This window comes from Stenotrophomonas nematodicola, assembly GCF_009467805.1.
GTDB classification, from domain to species: Bacteria; Pseudomonadota; Gammaproteobacteria; order Xanthomonadales; family Xanthomonadaceae; genus Stenotrophomonas; species Stenotrophomonas nematodicola.
Genome location: NZ_WIAY01000002.1, coordinates 279,470 through 298,290 on the forward strand (window position 1 = coordinate 279,470; position 18,821 = coordinate 298,290).

The 18,821-nt window shown below is 68.8% G+C and carries 14 protein-coding genes; 2 read left to right on the plus strand and 12 right to left on the minus strand.

What is annotated here, in order from left to right:
- The 11 genes from GDJ08_RS08775 to GDJ08_RS08825 all read right to left on the minus strand — a co-directional run bounded on the left by GDJ08_RS08775 (position 1) and on the right by GDJ08_RS08825 (position 12,092).
- A complete protein-coding gene (locus tag GDJ08_RS08775) occupies positions 1-1,716 on the minus strand; it encodes a BatD family protein (protein WP_153164711.1) in 1,716 nt (571 codons plus the stop codon).
- Positions 1,713-3,431 carry a VWA domain-containing protein gene (locus GDJ08_RS08780; RefSeq protein ID WP_153164712.1) on the minus strand — a complete coding sequence of 573 codons (1,719 nt, stop codon included), beginning with the start codon at positions 3,429-3,431 and terminating at the stop codon, positions 1,713-1,715. Before GDJ08_RS08780 ends, GDJ08_RS08775 begins: the two co-directional genes overlap by 4 nt.
- A complete protein-coding gene (locus GDJ08_RS08785) occupies positions 3,428-4,447 on the minus strand; it encodes a vWA domain-containing protein (RefSeq protein ID WP_153164713.1) in 1,020 nt (339 codons plus the stop codon). Before GDJ08_RS08785 ends, GDJ08_RS08780 begins: the two co-directional genes overlap by 4 nt.
- Positions 4,444-4,902, minus strand: a complete 459-nt coding sequence (locus GDJ08_RS08790) for a DUF4381 family protein (protein ID WP_153164714.1) — start codon at positions 4,900-4,902, stop codon at positions 4,444-4,446. Before GDJ08_RS08790 ends, GDJ08_RS08785 begins: the two co-directional genes overlap by 4 nt.
- On the minus strand, positions 4,899-5,882 hold the full coding sequence (locus tag GDJ08_RS08795; protein WP_423668805.1) for a DUF58 domain-containing protein: 984 nt from the start codon (positions 5,880-5,882) through the stop codon (positions 4,899-4,901). The genes GDJ08_RS08790 and GDJ08_RS08795 overlap by 4 nt, the downstream gene beginning before the upstream one ends.
- Positions 5,833-6,864 carry an AAA family ATPase gene (locus GDJ08_RS08800; protein ID WP_017357631.1) on the minus strand — a complete coding sequence of 344 codons (1,032 nt, stop codon included), beginning with the start codon at positions 6,862-6,864 and terminating at the stop codon, positions 5,833-5,835. The genes GDJ08_RS08795 and GDJ08_RS08800 overlap by 50 nt, the downstream gene beginning before the upstream one ends.
- 138 nt (positions 6,865-7,002) lie before the next feature.
- Complete coding sequence (locus GDJ08_RS08805) at positions 7,003-8,985, minus strand: type IV pilus secretin PilQ (protein ID WP_017357630.1); 1,983 nt, start codon at positions 8,983-8,985, stop codon at positions 7,003-7,005.
- 20 nt (positions 8,986-9,005) lie between these two features.
- Positions 9,006-9,539, minus strand: a complete 534-nt coding sequence (locus tag GDJ08_RS08810) for a pilus assembly protein PilP (protein WP_037591971.1) — start codon at positions 9,537-9,539, stop codon at positions 9,006-9,008.
- Entirely contained in the window at positions 9,536-10,213 is a 678-nt protein-coding gene (locus GDJ08_RS08815; protein ID WP_136002982.1) for a type IV pilus inner membrane component PilO, read from the minus strand. The genes GDJ08_RS08810 and GDJ08_RS08815 overlap by 4 nt, the downstream gene beginning before the upstream one ends.
- Positions 10,210-11,034, minus strand: coding sequence for a PilN domain-containing protein (locus tag GDJ08_RS08820; RefSeq protein WP_153164716.1), 825 nt, complete (start codon positions 11,032-11,034; stop codon positions 10,210-10,212). Before GDJ08_RS08820 ends, GDJ08_RS08815 begins: the two co-directional genes overlap by 4 nt.
- Positions 11,034-12,092 (minus strand): pilus assembly protein PilM, encoded by a 1,059-nt coding sequence (locus GDJ08_RS08825; protein ID WP_017356727.1) that lies wholly within the window; start codon positions 12,090-12,092, stop codon positions 11,034-11,036. Before GDJ08_RS08825 ends, GDJ08_RS08820 begins: the two co-directional genes overlap by 1 nt.
- 223 nt (positions 12,093-12,315) lie before the next feature.
- Here GDJ08_RS08825 and GDJ08_RS08830 point away from each other — a divergent pair, with 223 nt between their 5' ends.
- Together GDJ08_RS08830 and GDJ08_RS08835 are read left to right on the plus strand one after the other, a co-directional pair.
- On the plus strand, positions 12,316-14,736 hold the full coding sequence (locus GDJ08_RS08830; protein WP_153164717.1) for a penicillin-binding protein 1A: 2,421 nt from the start codon (positions 12,316-12,318) through the stop codon (positions 14,734-14,736).
- Positions 14,737-14,849: 113 nt separating this feature from the next.
- Positions 14,850-15,497, plus strand: a complete 648-nt coding sequence (locus GDJ08_RS08835; RefSeq protein WP_017356725.1) for a hypothetical protein — start codon at positions 14,850-14,852, stop codon at positions 15,495-15,497.
- Positions 15,498-15,603: 106 nt separating this feature from the next.
- On the opposite strand, the gene GDJ08_RS20195 is transcribed toward GDJ08_RS08835, so the two are convergent.
- Positions 15,604-18,765 carry a YadA-like family protein gene (locus GDJ08_RS20195; RefSeq protein WP_229296482.1) on the minus strand — a complete coding sequence of 1,054 codons (3,162 nt, stop codon included), beginning with the start codon at positions 18,763-18,765 and terminating at the stop codon, positions 15,604-15,606.
- Positions 18,766-18,821 lie beyond the last annotated feature (56 nt).

Consider the following 18,821-nt stretch of genomic DNA (forward strand, 5'->3'; position numbering starts at 1 on the left):
TCACCGCGCCGACGGGTAGAGCGGTGCCAGGCCATTGTTTTCCGGCGCATCCACCGGTCGCCAGTGCGGTCCGTCATGGAACACGCGGCGCAGGGCCTGGCGGGCTGCGGCCACATCGCCGCCCTGCCCACCCCAGCGCGCACGCTGCATCTGGACGAGGGCGGCGCGTTGATCGGGGCTTTCCAGCTGCTCCAGCACCTGCTCCAGGGTCTGCACGCCGGCCATGCCGGCCAGCACCGCCACGACCTCGTCCAGGCCCTGCACATCCATTGCCTGGCGCAGCGCGGCCAACGACGGCCTGGCGACCTCGGGCGACCCGGCCAGGTGGCGGGGAGCCACCGGTGCACCCCGGCGCCGGCGCCAGCCCAGGCCGAGCGCGATGGCCAGCGTGACCAGCCACAGTGCGGCAAAGCCGGCGGCCGCGGCGATCCAGCCCCACGGCCTGCCCGCCGCCTGCACCGGCTGGATCGGCACGGCGGTGGACGCGCCGGCGGGGGTGCCGGGCAGCGGCGACAGGGTGTCCAGCGCGATCGGGGCCGGTGCGGCGGCCGCGCCGCTCCCTGCGCCGACCTGCAGGGTCAGGTCGGGCACGGTTGCGGTACGCGCCTGCCCGGCCTTCACATCCCACCAGGCCATTTTCAGGCCAGGCACCGTCAGCGCGCCCGGCTGGCGGGGCACGATCGCGTAGCGCCGCGTCAGCTTCAGCTGCGGCGTGGTGCCGCTGAACGTTTCGTCGTACTGCGGCGGCTCGGCGAAGACCTGGGCGGTGGGGCCCACATCGGGGACCGGCAGCTCGGGGAACTGTGCGCGGGTAGCACCCAGCGCGGTCGCCTCGACCACCACCGTGGCCGCTTCACCGGCCCGCCCGGCTTCCGGGGCGGCGGTGTAGCGCAGGCGCAGGTCGTGCAGCGGCAGCCACGGCTGCGGCGCCGCGTCAGGCTGTGCCTGCACCTGGAGGATGCGGTCCGGCGCCCGCGCCCGCAGACGCCCGTCGCCGCCGAACATGTCGTCGAAGAAGCCCCCTGCACTGCGCCCGTCGAAACGCGCACCGGCCAGCGCCAGCGGCCCGCTGCGCTCGGGGATCAGCAGAAAGCGGCGCTCGACCAGGTTGTAGCGACGGCCGTTGACGTCGCGCACCAGGCTGCGGTCCTCGCCAACGCGCTGCAGCGAGGCGCCTTCGGGGGTATCGAGGACCAGCTCGCCGGACACCAGCTGCGAGGCGTAGTACAGGCGCACCACCACCCCGACACTCTGCTGGACGTAGGGCGTGGTGTCATCGACCTCGGTTTCCAGGAACACCGCCGCGTTGCCGCGCGCCGCGCCTGGATCGGTGGCACCGGCAACCGCGGCGACCTGCAGGGTCAGCGGCGGTGTGAGCCCGCTGCCGACCCGCAGCGGCGGAAGGGTCAGAGTGCCGGCACGGCGGGGCGTCAGCGCGATGCCATGCAGCATCCGCGAGGTCATGTCGCCGTTGCTCCACTGCACCTGGCGGCTGCTGGTCTGGCTGCCAAGGTCGAAGTCGGCACGCAACGGCGCGTAGTCGGGCACCGCACCGGCCTGGTCGGACTGGATGTTGAGCGTGACCGTGCCGCCCTCGTCGATGCGGTCGCGGTCCAGCCAGGCCCGGGGCTGCTGCGCCTGCGCGCCGAAACCGATGCACAGCAGCAGGGCCAGGACCGTGCGCAGCGCGCGGTGCGTGGGGGAATCGGCTCTCATCGTCCTTCCTGTTTCCTGCGTTCGTTTTCCAGCTGGAACTTGGCACGCAGCAATGCGCCCGGGTCGTCCGGCACGCGCCGCATCCACGCCTCCACGGCCTGCCGCTGCTCGCGCTGTTCAGCCGTCGGGGCACCTGCGCGGGCATCGCCCTGTGGGCCGTCGCCGGGCGGCGGCTGGCGCTGCAGCGCCTGGCGCATGCGCTCGCGCTGAGCCGCATCGGCCTCCTGCTGCGCCGCCGGATCGGCATTGCGAGGATCGGCCGGTGTGTCCGCCTTGCCCGCCTGGGAGCGCGCGCCGGGATCAGGCTTGCCGGGTTTCCCGTCCGCCTCCTGCGGCTGCCCCTGGCCGGGCGACGGCTTGCCTTGTCCGGGCTGCGGTTTGCCCGGGTCCGACGACGAGGACGGCGGTGGCCTGAGCTTGCGCGCGGCATCCACCGCGGCACGGTTGGCCACCGCATCGGGCATGCCGGGATGCTTGGCCAGTGCGCGGTCGTAAGCGTCGATCGCTGCGTCGTACTGCCCCTGGCGGGCGAGCGCATTGCCGAGGTTGTACCAGCCTGCGTCGGTGTCCACGCCCTCGAACTGCGCCTGGGCGGCACTGAAGTCGCCCCGCCGGTAGGCGTCCACGCCGGCGGCGATCCGTGCCTGCTGCACCTGGTCGGGGCGCTTCCACAGCGTGCCCCGCCCCTCGGCCGCGTGCGCGGTGGACGGCAGTGTCATCGGCAGGCTGGCGCAGACCAGCACCAGGCCCAGCAGGGCGCGGCGGCGGAACGCCAGCAGCGCGATCAGCAGCAGCGGCGGCAGCAGCCAGAAGCCTTCGTCGCGCCAGGCACGCCCCTGACCTTCGCGGCTGTCGCCGGCACCGGCGCGCGGAGTCAGCACGCGCAGCGATCGCAGGTCGCCATCGTCGCTGGCAACGGCCGCGTACGCACCGCCGCCCGCCCCGGCCACCGCGCGCAGCGAGGCGGCATCCAGGCGCGCTTGGGCGATCTGCCCGTTGTCGGCACGGTAGGCCGCCCCCGCGGCGGTTCCCAGGCCCAGCACCGACACATGGATGCCCTGTGCCGACGCCGAGGCCGCCGCACGCATCGCGTCCGCGTCGGCCTGGTCGGTGAGCAGCAGAATGTCACCGCCGCGCGCACCGGACTGCTGCAGCAGCTTGACCGCCGCCTCGATCGCGCGATCGGCGCGCTGCCCATCGCGAGGCATCACGTCCGGGCCCAGCGCATCGAGGTACAGCGCGATATTGGCCATGTCTGCGGTCAACGGCGCCACGGTGAAGGCATCATCGGCGTACGCCAGCAGCGCCACCTCGCCTCCCTGCCGCTCGCGCAGGAGCGTGGCCAGTTTGGCGCGCGCCTGCAGCAGCCGCGACGGCGGCAGATCGGTGGCGGTGATGCGCGAGGACAGGTCCAGCGCCAGCACCAGCGGTGACGGGCTCTGCCACAGTGGCTGCGACACCTGCCGCCATGAGGGCCCCGCCAGCGCCAGCACCGCCAGGACCACGCCACACAGCAGCAGTATCAGGCCGGCGCGCCCTCCCCGCCCCCCCGCCACCAGCAGGTGCGGCAGCAGGTGTGCGTCGACCGCCTGCTGCCAGCCGTTGCGCCGCCGCCGGCGCCACGCCCACAGTGCGGCGATCACCGGCAGCGCCAACAGCGCCCACAGCACAGCGGGGCGCAGAAAGTGCAGCGCGTTCCAGTCGATCATGGTCATGCCCACCGCCTTGGCAGCAACCAGGCCAGCCCGGCCAGCAGCAACGCCAGCGCCAGCGGCCAGGCATACCGTTCGATGCGCGGACGCACGGCCGGACCTGCGGAAGTGACCGGCTCCAGGCGCTCCAGCTCGGCGTAGATGCCGGCCAGTTCATCGGTGTTGCGCGCACGGAATGAACGGCCCCCGGTGAGCGCGGCGATCTTCTGCAGGGTCGCTTCGTCGACCGGATCGTCGCCGGTGGCGATCTGCATGCCAAACACCCTCAGCCCGCCATCGCCGCCGAAGGCCACGGTGTATACCCGCACCCCCTCGGCCTGGGCCAGTTCGGCTGCCCGCAGCGGCTGCAGCACACCGGCATTGCTCACGCCATCGGTCAGCAGGATCAGCACGCGCTGTCCCTGCGGCTGTTCGCGCAGGCGTTTGACCGACAGGGCGATGGCATCGCCGATCGCGGTTTCGCGCCCGGCCAGGCCGACCACACTGCCATCGAGCTGTTCGCGCACGCTGGTCAGGTCGGTGGTCAGCGGGGTGAGCGTAAAGGCACGATCGCCGAAGATCAGCAGCCCCACCCGGTCGCCGACACGACGGTCGAGGAAGTCGGCCAGCACCGCCTTCGCCGCGGTCAGGCGCGGCACGACCTGGTTGCCCAGTCGCATATCCGGCTCGCCCATGCTGCCGGAGACATCCACTGCGAGCATCATCTGCCGGCCCTGGTGCGGCGGTGTCACCGCCTCACCCAGTTGCTGCGGCCGCGCGGCGGCCACGCACAGGCACGCCCATGCCAGCCACAGCAGCACCCGCCCCACGCCGGGACGGTGTCCGCCGGCCGTGCCGGCAAGCGCCTGCAACGTATCGACGGCATACGGTACGCGCAGCGCGGCACCGTCCTGCGCGCGCATCGGCCACCACCGCATCAACAGTGGCAATGGCAGGGCGAGCAGCAGCCAGGGCCAGGCCAGCAGGTCGGTCCACGACAACCAGGACAGCCACGTGGGCAGAGCGGCGGTGGCGATCATCGCCCGCCCACCACCAGATCCAGGAAACGCTCGCGCGCCAGCGCGCGCAACGTCGCCACCTCGGTCGGGTCGACCTGCGCACGGTACATACCGTCCAGCAGCAGTGTTCCGGCTGCGCCGGAGAAGGCGCGGCTGCCGGGCGGGTCGAGAAACGCCAGCCACGCCGCACCGTCCAGCAGCTCGGCCCCGGGCTGGCGATGGCGGGCGGCACGGCGCAGCAGTTCGGCGATGGCGGCGACCTCGGCAGCCGGGCCATCGGCGTCGGCCAGCCGCGTGTCGAACAGGGTCAGCCACCGCTGGCGGCGCCGACGCCGCTGCGCGCGCCACGCCCAGCATCCGGCCAGGACCACGGCCACCGTCCCCAGTACCAGCCACCAGCCGAGCGGCAGCGGCCATAGCGGCGGGAACGGCGGCAGATGCACATCGCGCAGCGGCAGCGCACCGCCCGTGCTCATGCCACCACCGCCGACGGCACCACACCGAGCCAGCTGTCGCTGGGATCGTCGGTGGCCACCACATGCACCTGGATGCGCCGCGCCGACAAGGCCTCGCGCAGGGCATCCAGGGGCGCCACGAACTGCGCCAGCCAGCGTGCTCGCACCGCGTCACTGCCCAGGTCCAGCGCCACCCGCTGCCCGGCGGCAACGAAGGACAGCGGTGACGGCGGCGGGGCGAGCTCCAGCGGGTCGACGAGCAGAACCAGCACCACCTCGTGATGCAGCGACAGCGCCGTCCAGCGCGACACGCCGATCCGGGCGGCCCGGCCCGGATCGGCCAGCACCACCACCCGCGCACCGGGGCGCAGCAGGCGGCTCGCCTGTTCCAGCGCGCGGTCCAGGCCGGCATCGTCGGCGGGCGGCTGCGCGTACCAGCGGGTCAAGGCATCCAGCACACGCAGTACCCCGCGCGTACCGCCGGCCGGGGCGATGGGCGCTTCGCGCAGGCTGCCGCGCACGGCGGCCAGGCGGTCTCCCTGGCGCTGCGCGAACCACGCCGCCACCGCACCGACGCGTGCGGCCTGCACCGACTTGAAGCGGACCCGCGTCCCGAAATAAAGCACCGGGTCGGTATCGGCCACCAGCAGGGTCAAGCGCTCGCGCTCGGCCTGGAACAGCTTGGTGTGGGCCCGGCCACTGCGCGCGGTCACCCGCCAGTCGATGTGGCGGGCGTCATCGCCCGGCACATACTCGCGCGATTCGGCGTACTCCATACCACGCCCGCGTGCGGGCGACGGTGCCTGCCCGGCATGACCCAGGCGACCGCGTCGCGGCGGACGCAGACGATGGGCGCTGCGACGCAGGGCCACCAGTTCGGGCAAGGTCGGCTTCACGCCGTCCCCGTCCAGGACCGGGGCCAGGCTGTCCACGGCGGCGTCCTTCATCGGCTCACGGTGCCGGCACGCGGGCCAGCAGCTCGGCGACCAGACGATCGCCATCCCAGCCTTCGGCCGTTGCCTCGTAACTGGGCAGCACGCGGTGGCGCAGCACATCCGGGGCCACACTGCGCACGTCCTCGGGGGTGACGAAATCGCGGCCTGCCAGCCAGGCGCGCGCGCGCGCGCAGCGCTCCAGGGCGATCGAGCCGCGCGGACTGGCTCCCCAGGCGATGCGCCGGGCCAGCGCCGGGTCGTAGCGGGCCGCGTCGCGGGAGGCCAGCACCAGTTCGATCAGGTAGCGCTCCAGCGCCGGCGCCATGTGCAGCGACAGCACCGCCCGGCGTGCGGCGAATACATCCTCCAGCGGCATCCGCGAGGGAGCTGCCGCCGGGACGGTGAGCGCTTCGCGGGCGCGCTCGCGGGCCAGGCGCAGGATCTCGGCCTCCGCGTCGGAGTCCGGGTAGCCGATCCGCACGTGCATCAGGAAGCGGTCCAGCTGCGCTTCGGGCAACGGGAAGGTGCCCTCCTGTTCGATCGGATTCTGCGTGGCCATCACCAGGAACAGCGACGGCAGCGGGTACGTGTGGCGGCCCACCGTCACCTGGCGTTCGCCCATCGCCTCGAGCAGGGCGGACTGCACCTTCGCCGGCGCGCGGTTGATCTCGTCGGCCAGGAGGATCGGATGGAAGATCGGCCCCGGGACGAACTCGAAGCGCCCTTCCTGCGGGCGCCAGATCTCGGTGCCGGTCAGATCCGCCGGCAGCAGGTCCGGGGTGAACTGCACCCGCGAGAAACCGGCCTCCAGCCGCGATGCCAAGGCACGGATCGCGGTGGTCTTGGCCAGCCCCGGGGCGCCTTCGACCAGCAGGTGGCCATCGGCCAGCAGGGCGACCAGCAGCCGCTCGACCAGCGCACGCTGGCCGACGATCTCGGCCGACAGCGCATCGCGCAACGCGGTGAATGCCGCATGCAGGCGATCACCGTCTGCATCGGGCGGGGAAGGAAGGGTGTCGAACTCGGGCATGGGAGGGGGCAGATTCATGGCATCCGTATGACCCACGCAAGAGGCGTCAGGTTCCCTTGCCATGATGGCAGGCCAGGCGGTGCCAACGCATCAAGATTGGCTGAACGCAAAAAGGGCCGCGCGGGGCGGCCCTCTTCACCGGACGTGCGGCAGACCTCAGTTGGTCTTGGCCACGCGCAGGACCTTGGGGGTCACGAACACCAGCAGTTCGGCCTTGTCCTTGTTGCGGCTACGCTTCTTGAACAGGTTGCCCAGGAACGGCACATCGCCCAGGAACGGCACCTTGTTGATGCTGTTGCGGTCGGTGAACTCGTACACACCACCGATCACCACGGTCTGGCCGTCCTCCACCAGCACCGCGGTGTTGACCTCGCGACGGTTGATGGTCGGCACTTCGCCGTAGCCTTCCAGGCGGATGTAGCGCTCGACTTCGTCCTTCTTGACGGCCATGTTCAGGAACACGCGGTTGTCGTTGGTGATGGTCGGGGTGACCTTCAGCTCAAGCACCACTTCCTTGAACTGCACGTTGGCCTGGGCCGCACCACCGATGCCACCACCGCTGATGGTCACGTAGCCGATTTCCTTGCCCTGCTTGATCAGCGCCTCGCGCTGGTTGGTGGTGACCACGCGCGGGTTGGAGATCACTTCGCCGCGCTCTTCCTGCTGCATCGCCGACAGTTCGACGTCCAGCAGGTAGCCCGCATTGAGGATGGACAGCGCCAGCGAACCGGGGTTGCTGGCCGCGGCCACGGCCGAGTTCCAGTTCAGCAGCCCGGTGCTGATCTTGTCCGGGGCACGCACCGGCACGGCACCGGTCCGGCCGCCGGCGATCCACTCGTTGACCGCCTTGTTGTAGTCGTAGTTGTTGGTGGCCTGATTGGTGATGTTCTCGTGATTGGTCTCGGTCTGGCCGCCGAAGAACACGTTGTCGCGGTTGCCGGTGATGCCGAACTTGGCGCCCAGCTCGCGCGCGAAGGTGTCGGTGGCGATCACGATGCGGCTTTCGATCAACACCTGGTCCACCGGGCGATCGATGACATTGATGAGCTCGCGCATGCGCGCGACCTTCTTCGGAATGTCGCTGATCATCAGCGTATTGGTGCGCTCGTCGGCCACGATACGGCCGCGCGAGGACAGGAAACCGCTGTCTTCCTGACCGCTGGTGCCGCTGCCACTACCACTACCACTGCCACCACCGCCGCCGATGCCCTTGGCTTCGGTCAGTGCTTTGAAGATCTGGGCGGCGTTGTGGTAGTTGATCTGGATGTAATCGGTGATCAGGTCTTCGCGGTTCTCGATCGCGATCCGCGCGTCTTCCTTGTCCTGTTCGAACTTGGCCAGCTCCGGCTGCGGCGCGACCCAGATCACCCCGCCATCACGGCGCTTGTCCAGCCCCTTGGCACGCAGCACGATGTCCAGCGCCTGGTCCCACGGCACGTTGATCAGGCGCAGGGTGACGTTGCCTTCGACGCTGTCGGAGGCAACCACATTGAGGTTGGACTCCTCGGCGATCAACTGCAGCACGGTGCGTACCGGCACGTCCTGGAAGTTGAAGGTCACCGGCTTGCCACTGTACCCGCGCTGGCCCACGGCCGCGGCGGCCTGGGTCACCGTGGTGGCAGTGATCGCACCGGTGGCCGGCAGTGCCTGGCGCGGGCTGATCTCGACCACGTACTCGTTGCCGCTCTGGTACGCCAGCGACTCGAAGGCGGTGTTGGTGTTGAGCACCAGCTGGGTGCCGCCACCGTAGGGTTTGGCATCGATGCGCTGCACCGGCGTGGCGAAGTCGGTCACATTGATCGGCTTCTGCAGGTTCTCAGGCAGGCGTGCGTTGCCAACGTCGATCACGACGCTGTTGCCCTGGCTGCGCAGGTCCGGATTCGCTCCCTGCCCGTCGAACTGCAGGATCAGGCGGCCGGCGCCATCGTCGCCGCGCTTGAAATCGATCTTGGATACCGACAGCGACGCCGGTGCGGTGGCCGCTGCGGGTGTTGCCGCTGCGACCGGGGCCGTGGTGCCGGCTGGCGTGGCCGCCATCAGCGTGCCATTGGCCACCATGAGCGCGACTCCCAGCGCGCACAGGTGGATACGCTTCTGGCGCCGGACCGGACGCAGCCGCATGGCATTGGAAAAGGTCATCGTGCTATCCCCGTAAGCAATCATTGATCTTCAAGTGCGAGCGTTGCCGGCCGTTCCAGCCAGCCGCCTGCACCATCGGGCACAAGTTCAATCAGTTCGATCCGGTCCTCGTAGACCCCGGTCACCCGTCCGTCGCTCTGCCCCAGATACACGCCCGGACGCACCCGATAGGTGACCTTGTCCGGGGCCATCACCAGCGCGACGAGCCCGCCATCGCGACCGATCGAACCGACCATGTCCAGGCTGTCCAGCGGGAACGCTTCCAGCGGCTCCTTGCGGCGGTTCGGATCCGGACGCAGGCCCGATCCGCCCTGTGGATTGGTCCAGGCATCGGTGAACGGATCGCGCATCCCCTGCGCGGAGTACTCGAACGTTTCAAACTGCTGCATCACCGGCAGCGGCTCCAGCGGCGGTGCCGGCCGGGCGCGCACATCGGCCACCCACTTTTCCAGGTTCGGCGCATCGCCCGGCGTGCTGGTCACGCCGCGTGCGCAGCCCCCCAGCAACACCGCCAGCAATACCACGCAGACCCGTGCGGTCGTCCCCAGGCTCATCGCTTGCCTCCGGCCTTGGCTGCCTTGTCTTTTTCGGTGGCGGCCTTTTCCTGGGCTTCCATCTCCACGTCATCCAGGTAACGGTAAGTCTTGACCGTACCGGACAGTTCCAGCGCACCGCTGCGGGCGGTGATGCCGGTCTTGGGGTCCTTGGGCTTCAGGTTGATGTCGTGCATGGTCAGGATGACCACGCGCGGCAACGAGGCCACGCCGCTGACGAAGGCGCCGAACTGGTGGTAGCTGCCCACCATGCGCAGTGCGATCGGCTTCTCGGCGTAGAACTCCTTGGGTGCCTCCGCTCCGGGCTGGAACAGCTCGTTGGACAGGCCGCTGGACAGCGCGGTCTGCGAGATGTCGATGATCAGGTCCGGCATCTCGGTCTTGCTCGGCAACTGGCGCAGCATCTGCTGCAGCACCTGCTCCATCTGGGTCAGCTGCTGCTTGAGCGGCTCCAGGTTCACCGCGCGGCCCTGCTCCTTCTCGAACTCGGCACGCAGCTCGGACTCGCGCTGCTCCAGCGTTCCCAGTTCCTCGCGCTTGCCGCTGATCAGGACGAACCACGCCATGATCACGATGAACAGCGCCAGCAGCGCGCAGAACACCACCTTGGCCTTCTGCGGCCAATTGCCGATGTTGTTGAAGTCCAGCTCTTTCAGATTGACTTTCTGGCTCATGCGGCCCCCTTCTGTGCCGGGGACGGCGCAGCCGGTTGTGCGTGTGGGGCGGGCGGCGCGATGCGGCTGCCGGACGGCTTGGCCGGGGGGGCGGCATCGGCCGGGGTCGATGCAGGCGCTGCCGGCGCGGCAGCAGGCGTCGGTGCCGGCGACAGCGGCGCAACCGGCGGCGCGGCCGGATCGACCGCCGGGTCAGGGGCGCCCGGGACCGCAGGCACCGCCGCGTTCGGATCGGTCTGCGCTGGCAGCGTGACCTTGACCACGAACATGTAGGGCAATGCCTTGATGTCCGCAACCGGGCCGACCGACGGTGCGCCTTCCTTTTCCTTGTCCGGCGCCTTGGCCTCGATGATCGACAGCTCCGGATTGGTCATCCAGCCCGAGCTTTCCAGATTGCGCATGTAGGCGCTGACACGCGCATTGGACTGCGTGCGGCCTTCCAGGGTGAGGATGTCGCCTTCCTGCTTCAGCGCGGTGAGCACCACGCCGTCGGGGATGGTCCGGACCAGCGCATCGAACAGGTGCACCATCTGCGAGCGCTTGGCCTGCAGCTCCTCGATCACCTTCTTCCGCGCCAGCAGGCGGTCCTTCTGGCGATCCAGGCGCTCGATCTCCTTGTTCTGTTCCTTGACCTTCTCGATCTCGGCCTGCAGGAAAGTATTGCGATCCCCCTGCCCGCTGACCTGACGGTCGTAGTAGAACCAGATCAGCAACGACAGCAGCATGCCGCCAATGGCGGCAAAACCCAGCATGGTGTAGAAGTCGCGCTGGCGTTGCTTGCGCCGTTCGGCGCGCCAGGGCAATAGATTGATGCGTGCCATCAGTCGAAGCTCCTCAGGGCCAGACCCGTGGCGATCATCAGCGCCGGGGCATCCTGGGCAAGCGCGTGCGCCTGCACCTTCGGGCCCAGCGTCATCTGTGCCAGCGGGTTGGCCACGATGGTGGCCACGCCCAGCTGTTCTTCCACCATCTCCGGCAGACCGGCCAGCGCCGCGCATCCGCCGGCCAGCACGATGTGGTCGACGCGGTTGAACTCGCTGCCGGCATAGAAGAACTGCAGCAGGCGGCTGATCTGCTGGACCGTGGCTTCCTTGAACGGCTCCAGCACTTCCATCTCGTAGCTTTCCGGCAACCCGCCCTGACGCTTGGCCAGGCCGGCTTCCTCGTAGGTGAGGCCGTAGCGGCGCATCACTTCGTCGGTGAGCTGCTTGCCGCCGAACACCTGTTCGCGGCTGTACAGGCTGCGCCCGCCGCGCAGGACATTGAGCGTGGTCATGGTGGCACCGATGTCCACCAGCGCCACGACGCCGTCACTGGCCACCGGCAGCTCGCTGGCGACCAGGGCGAAGGCGTTCTCGACCGCGAAGGCCTCCACGTCCATCACCCGCGCGGTCAGCCCGCCCAGCTCCAGCGCCGACTGGCGCAGCTCGACGTTCTCCGACCGCGACGCCGCCAACAGCACCTGGACCATTTCCGGGTTGTTGGGAATCGGGCCCAGCACTTCGAAATCGAGGTTCACTTCCTCGATCGGGTACGGGATGTAGTTGACCGCCTCGAGCTCGACCTGGGCTTCCATGTCGTTCTCATCCAGGTCGGCCGGCATCGGAATCAGCTTGGTGATCACCGCCGAGCCCGCCACGGCGGCGGCGGCATGCCGGGCCTTGGTCCCCGATCGGTTCACCGCGCGTCGAATGGCCTCCCCGACCGCTTCGACCTCGACGATGTTCTTTTCCACCACCGCATTCGGCGGAAGTGGTTCCACGGCGTAATGTTCCACGCGAAAACGATTGCCACTGCGTGAAAGCTGCAACAGCTTTACCGCAGTCGAACTGATGTCGACGCCAATAAGCGGCGACTGGCTCTTTGGGATAAGCCCCACGGTTTCTCCCCTGCCGACGGGCACTTGGACGCATAACCTGCGCCCGCGCATTAATAACGTTTTTTTTGCAAACCGCAACCGCCACGCTGTGAAACGAGCACTACGGCACGTTTCACGCATCCCCAGACGGTGAACGAATTGCGCTCCCCGGGAACAACCCCAGCCGTTCCCTTGCGTAATCTATACTCTGCGACCACGAAATTCGCAATCGGAATCTGTCCTGATGACACGCTTACGCCGTTGGCTGCGCTGGATGCTGGTGGCGTTCCTGGTTCTGGCATTGATTGGCGCGGCGGTTGCCGGCGGCCTCTACTACGCCGTGTCCTCCAAGCTCCCCGACGTGCAGACCCTGCGCGACATCGAGCTCCAGGAACCCATGTATGTGTATGCCAGCGATGGCAAATTGATGGCCGTGTTCGGCGAGACCCGCCGCCGCCCCGTCGAGATGAAGGACGTCCCGCTACGCTTGAAGCAGGCCTTCCTGGCCACCGAGGACGCCCGCTTCTACGAGCATGGCGGCGTGGACTACAAGGGCATCGCCCGCGCGGTGTGGCTGCTGGCCACCACCAACGACAAGCGCGTGCCCGGCGGGTCCACCATCACCCAGCAGGTCGCCCGCCAGTTCTTCCTCAGCTCGGAGTACAGCTACACCCGCAAGATCTCGGAGATCCTGCTGGCGCGCAAGATCGAGCAGGAGCTGAGCAAGGACGAGATCTTCGAGCTGTACCTGAACAAGAGTTTCTTCGGCAACCGCGCCTACGGCGTGGCCGCTGCGGCCGAGTTCTATTACGGCAAGACGCTGGCCGAGCTGGACCTGGATGAAATGGCCTCGCTGGCCGGCATCCCCAAGTTCCCCTCCAGCGGCAACCCGCTGAGCAACCCCGAGCGCGCCCGTGAGCGTCGCGACTATTACGTGCTGCAGCGCATGGCCACGCTGGGCTTCATCACCCAGGCCGAGGCCGATGCCGCCAAGGCGGTGCCGATGCACGCCAGCGCGCACGAGCCGCCGGTGCAGGTCGAGGCCCCCTATGTCGCCGAACTGGTGCGCCAGGAAATGATCGCCCGCTTCGGCGGCGACGCGGTCAACAAGGGCTACCACGTCACCACCACGATCAATTCCGACCTGCAGACCGCCGCCAACATCTCGGTGCGCGATGGGCTGTTCGCCTACGACCACCGTCACGGCTGGCGTGCGCCGGAGAAGCATATCGAGCTCGGTGCCGGCGACGATGCCGCAGCCCTGGCCGAACACGTGCGCAGGATCCCGGTGCAGTCGGTCCTGCTGCCGGCCATCGTGGCCGGCACGGCCGCCGATGGCAGCGCCACGGTGGTGCTGGCCAACCGCCGCGAGATCGTGCTGCCGGCCTCGGCCGCCAAGTGGACCGGCAAAACGCCGGCCAAGCTGGTCCAGCGCGGCGACATCGTGCGCGTGCGGCCTGGGGCGAAGGACGGCGAGTGGCTGCTGGACCAGGTCCCCCGCGGCCAGTCCGCGCTGGTCTCGCTGGATGCCGAAAGTGGTGCGCTGAAGGCACTGGTCGGCGGATTCAGCTTCTCCGGCAACAGCTTCAACCGCGCCACCCAGGCCCGTCGCCAGCCCGGGTCCAGCTTCAAGCCCTTCATCTATGCCGCCGCGTTCGACAAGGGCTTCAACCCGGCCTCGATCGTGCTCGACGCGCCGGTCGTGTTCCGTGACCGCCGCGGCAAGACCTGGTCGCCGCAGAACGACGGCGGCGGCTTCCGTGGCCCGATGCGCCTGCGCGAAGCGCTGGTGCAGTCGCGCAACCTGGTCTCGGTACGCCTGCTCGACGGCATGGGGGTGGATTACGCGCGCAAGTACATCAGCGAGTTCGGCTTTGCCGAAGCCGAGCTGCCGCCGAACCTGTCGATGTCGCTGGGTACCGCCTCGCTGACCCCGCTGTCGGTGGCCCGCGGCTATGCCGTGTTCGCCAACGGCGGCTCGCGCGTGGACACCTGGCTGATCGACCAGGTCACCGACCGCGACGGCAACGTGGTGTTCAAGGAAAACCCCGCCCTGGCCTGCCGCGACTGCGCCGGCACCAGCGGCGGTGCGCCGGCCAGCCAGATCGTGGACGGCTTCAACTTCGGCGCCGCGCCGGCCCCGAACGCCGCCCCGGCCAAGCCGCAGCAGGCCGTGGCCGAGGCACCGCGCCCGGCCAACCCGGATGCCAAGGTTGCCCCGCGCGCCATCGATGCGCGGACCGCTTACCAGCTGGTCTCGATGATGCGTGACGTGGTCCAGCGCGGCACCGGCACGGCGGCCAAGGTACTGGGCCGGGAGGATGTCGGTGGCAAGACCGGATCCACCAATGATCACCGCGATGCGTGGTTCTCCGGTTTCGGCGGCCCGTATGCGACCACCGTGTGGGTGGGCCGCGATGACTTCCGCTCGCTGGGCTACCGCGAGTACGGTGGCCGCGCCGCCCTGCCGATCTGGATCGAGTACATGCGCGCCGCGCTGAAGGACACCCCGATCGCACAGAACGAGCCGCCGTCCGGCATGGTCCAGGCCACGCTCAACGGCGCCACCGAGTGGGTCAAGGTCGAGGACATGGACAAGATCGAGGAATACAGCTTCGACACCCATGCACCGCAGGCCGACGACGCCGCGTTCGACATCTTCTGATCCACCGCGATGCCCGGGGCCGCAGCAGGCCCCGGGAGTCCCTGTTGCCGCTGCCTACCCCGTTGTCACATCGCGGGTGTACAGTCGCGTGCAGGTCGCCCAGGAGCACGGTCATGCATCGAGCCCGTCAGCATGCAGCCACCCAGACCCGCGAGCGCCGCCACCGGCTTGCCCATGAAGCCGCCCGCCTGATGGCCGAGGGCGGCATCCGCGACTACCATCAGGCCAAGCTCAAGGCCGCCGCACGGCTGGACATCCACGACGACGCGTCGTTGCCACGCAACGCCGAGATCGAGGATGCGCTGCGCCAATACCAGCGCCTGTTCGCCGGGGCCGACCACGGCACCCAGCTGCGCCAGCGCCGCGAAGCCGCGTTGCGCGCGATGGACTTCCTGCACGCGTTCGCGCCGCGTCTGTGCGGCCCGGTGTTGGATGGCACCGCCGACACCAACAGCCCCGTGCAGGTGCAGGTCCACAGCGACGATGCCGACGCGGTGCAACGCTTTCTGGAGGAACACGGCATCCCGGCCGAATCGCGCATGCGACGGCTGCGGCTGGACCGCGAGCGCAGCCTCGACGTGCCGGTGTGGGTGTTCAGCGCCGAAGACCTGACCTTCGACATCGCGGTGCTGCCCTACGACGCGCTGCGGCAGCCGCCGCTGTCGGCCATCGACGAGAAGCCGATGCGCCGCGCCTCGCAGGCCCAGCTGCGCGATCTGCTCAGCCAGGACGAGATCGACAGTTACCTCGGCGGCGCCTGAGCGCCCGCCGAGACCGGTGACGCGCAAACGAAAACGCCCCGTGCGGCGAACCGCACGGGGCGTTGATCAACCGGGCGGCCGGACGGCGCCGCCCCTGCTGCAGGACTTACCAACCCACGCCGAAGCCCACGCCCAGTGTGCGTTCACCGCTGTTGGTGAACGCACCGTTGAGGCTGAAGGTGGCCGAGCCGCGCTCGTTGAGCACGCGCTGGTAACCCACTGCCAGCGCCGACTCGCCTTCGGCATGGCCCACACCTGCACCCAGGCGGTTGTAGGTCTGCAGGCCGGCGGTGTTCATCGCCATCGCCGCCTGCGCGCTGCCCATCGCGGCCATCCGGTTCAGGCGCTTGTCCATCCGGTCCAGCCGGCGGTCCACGCTGGCCATCGCCTGATCGGTATACGCGTTGGCCTGGTTGACTGCCTCATCCACCGCACGCGAGTCCACCGCCGGCAGCGGATCATCGGCCTTCGGGCCCGGCTTGGGCACGTCGGCCGAGGCCACGGCCGGCGCATCCTTGGCCGGCGTCTGCGGTACCTGCGGATCGGCCGGTGCCTCGCCCGTCGCCGTGTCGTCCACCGATGCCTGCCGGTTGTCGGCCGCCGTCGGACCGTCGATCTGCGACTGCAGGCCGTCGATGCGGCCGTTGATCTGCTCCTGCACCGCATGCAGCTGCCCGCCGTTGACCGCATCACGGCTGCCCGGCGCGATCATGCCGTTGGCCACGTTGCCGAGCACCATGCCGTACTCGCCGCCCAGGCGCAGTTGGCCGGCGCCATCGTCACGCATGCCGGTGTCGTCGAACAGGCGATTGAAGCGCGCGTCGATGCTGGCCAGATCGCGGCGATTGTCGATGACCGCGCCGTCGAGCGACTTCAGCGCATCGCCCACCGTTGCCAGACGCTGGCCCTGGACATGGAACTCTGGCGCGATGATGTTGCCGTTGGCATCCATCGCCATGTTGCCACCGAGCGCGGCGAAGGCGCTGCGGAGCTGGGAGACGGTGGTGAGGTCGCTGGCATCGCGGCCGTTGGCGGCATTGGTTACGCGACGCTTGAGGTTGACATGGCCAAGTGAGACTTCGTACGCGCCGCTGGCAAGCGAACCATGTCCAAGTGCGACGCTGTTTTCGGCGTCCGGCAGAACCTGGCTGGCGCCGCCGAGCGCGACACCATTGCGAACATGTACTTGCGAACGCGCGCCTAGTGCAAATCCGTCCTCAGCCCCCACGTGCACCAACGCAGCGCGGCCCAACGAGACAGAGTTCTTTCCCCTCGCTTGCGCATAACTACCAATCGCAGTTGCCCCCTCCGCCAACGCCTTGGTGTCACTACCCAAAGCAGTGCCCAGGAGCGCCGCTTCCGCTGGCTTGCTCAGCTCGTCATAGCCCACGACCGCATACAGGTGCTTCTCCTCCAGACCAGCGATCCGCTGGTTGCTGGCATGAAGCTGGCCGCCCGTGACTACTTCGCGGCTGCCCGCATGGCTGATATCGCCTTCGCCGACGTTGATGAGGCGCGCGCCACCGAAATCGACGGCGGAACGGTCGGCGCCGAAACGCACGGCACTGGCATCCGCCATCGCCCGCGCCTGATCCAGCGTATCGAGGCGCGCGTCCATCGCATCCAATCCGCCGCGATTGCTGTCCACGCCCGCATCCAGCGCGGCCAGTGCATCGGCTACCGTGCGGTGTACAGCGCCCTGCACGCCATAGGAGGGAGCAATCACGCTATCATCCGTGGCAAAGCCCGCGCCGCCGCCGAGAGCGTTCACCACCCCGGAAAGCTGGTCGACGGTGGTGAGGTCATAAGCGTGGATACCGTTCATCGCATTGGTGACTCGCCTCCTGAGACCTTGACCGCCTAGCGATACCTCACCCGCCTCAGTAGCGACAGATCCGTAGCCTAGTGCGACACTGTTGGTTGCTCCTTCCCAAACCTGGGTAGAGCCACCGATCGCCAACCCGTTTTCGGCACTGACACGTGAACGTGCGCCCAGTGCGAATCCATCATCGGCACCCGCCAATACCTGAGCCGCACGTCCCAGCGCAACTGAATTGGTTGCTTGCGCATCGGCGAAGCTGCCAATTGCGGTAGATCCGGAGCCAAGAGCCTTTGTATCACTGCCCATCGAGGTAGCCAGATGGCCGGCGCGCGCCGCGAGGCTCTCTCCATCGGCACCAACGACCGCATACTTCTGCGCGTCCTCCAGCACCGATACCCGCTCATTCGTCACGAACAGCTGCCCGCCCGTGACCGCCTCCCGGCTGCCTGCCGCGATCTCGCCATCAGCCAGAGCGACCAGACGCGCAGCCTTCAGGTCCACCGTGCCGTCCTCGCCGAACTGCACGACGCTGCCCAGGTCAGGCGCGTAGTTGTCGAAGTCAACGCGCAACGCGTCCAGGTCTTCCCGGGCGGATGCGATCTGTGCGCCCTGCTCGGCCACCTTCGTGTTGGTGGCGAACAACTGTGCGCCATTGACCGCCTCGCGGCTGTCGGCACTGAGTTGCCCCTCGCCCACGGCGAGCAGGCGGCCACCCTCGAGATCGACATTGCCGTCGGCGTCGAAACGCACCACATCGGACAGGTCCGGATCGAAGTCCTGGAAGTCCTCGCGCAGGCGGTCGATGTCCGTGCGGTTGCGTGCGATCTGCGTGTTGCTGTCGAACAGCTGGCGACCGCTGACTGCATCGTCGCTGGTGGCCGACAGTTGACCGGCGGCAACGCCCTGCACACGACGTGCCTGGTTGCCCTGGTTGCGCACATCCAGCACGCCGCCGCTGTTGGCGGCACCCAGACGCATATCGCCATCGGCGGCTGCCTGGCTGAGCAGGCCGCCCAGCACAGTGGCCTTGGTCTGTGCTTCATTGGCCGTGGTCTGCGCGCTGTTGGCGACGGTGTGCGCGGTATTGGCCAGCGTGGTTGCCGCCGTGACATTCTGGTTGGTGGTGTTGAGCTGACGCCCGCTTACCGCGTCGGCACTGCTGGCACTCACCACACCATCGGCCACACCACTGATGCGCCGGTTGGCGTTGGCCTGGTTGCGCACGTCCAGCGTGGTGCCGGTGTTCTGCGCGCCCAGGCGTACATTGCCGTTGGCCGCGGCCTGGCCGACCAGCCCACCGAGCGTGGCGGCGGTGGCCGTCACTGTGGCGACATTCTGGTTGGTGGCATGCAGCTGCCGGCCGCTGACGGCATCGGTGCTGCCGGTGCCGAGTGCCGCATCGGCCACGCCGGTCACCCGCCGACTGGCGTTGGATTGGTTGCGCATGTCCACCGCACCGCCGGTGTTGCTGGCACCCACGCGGACATCGCCATTGCCGGCGC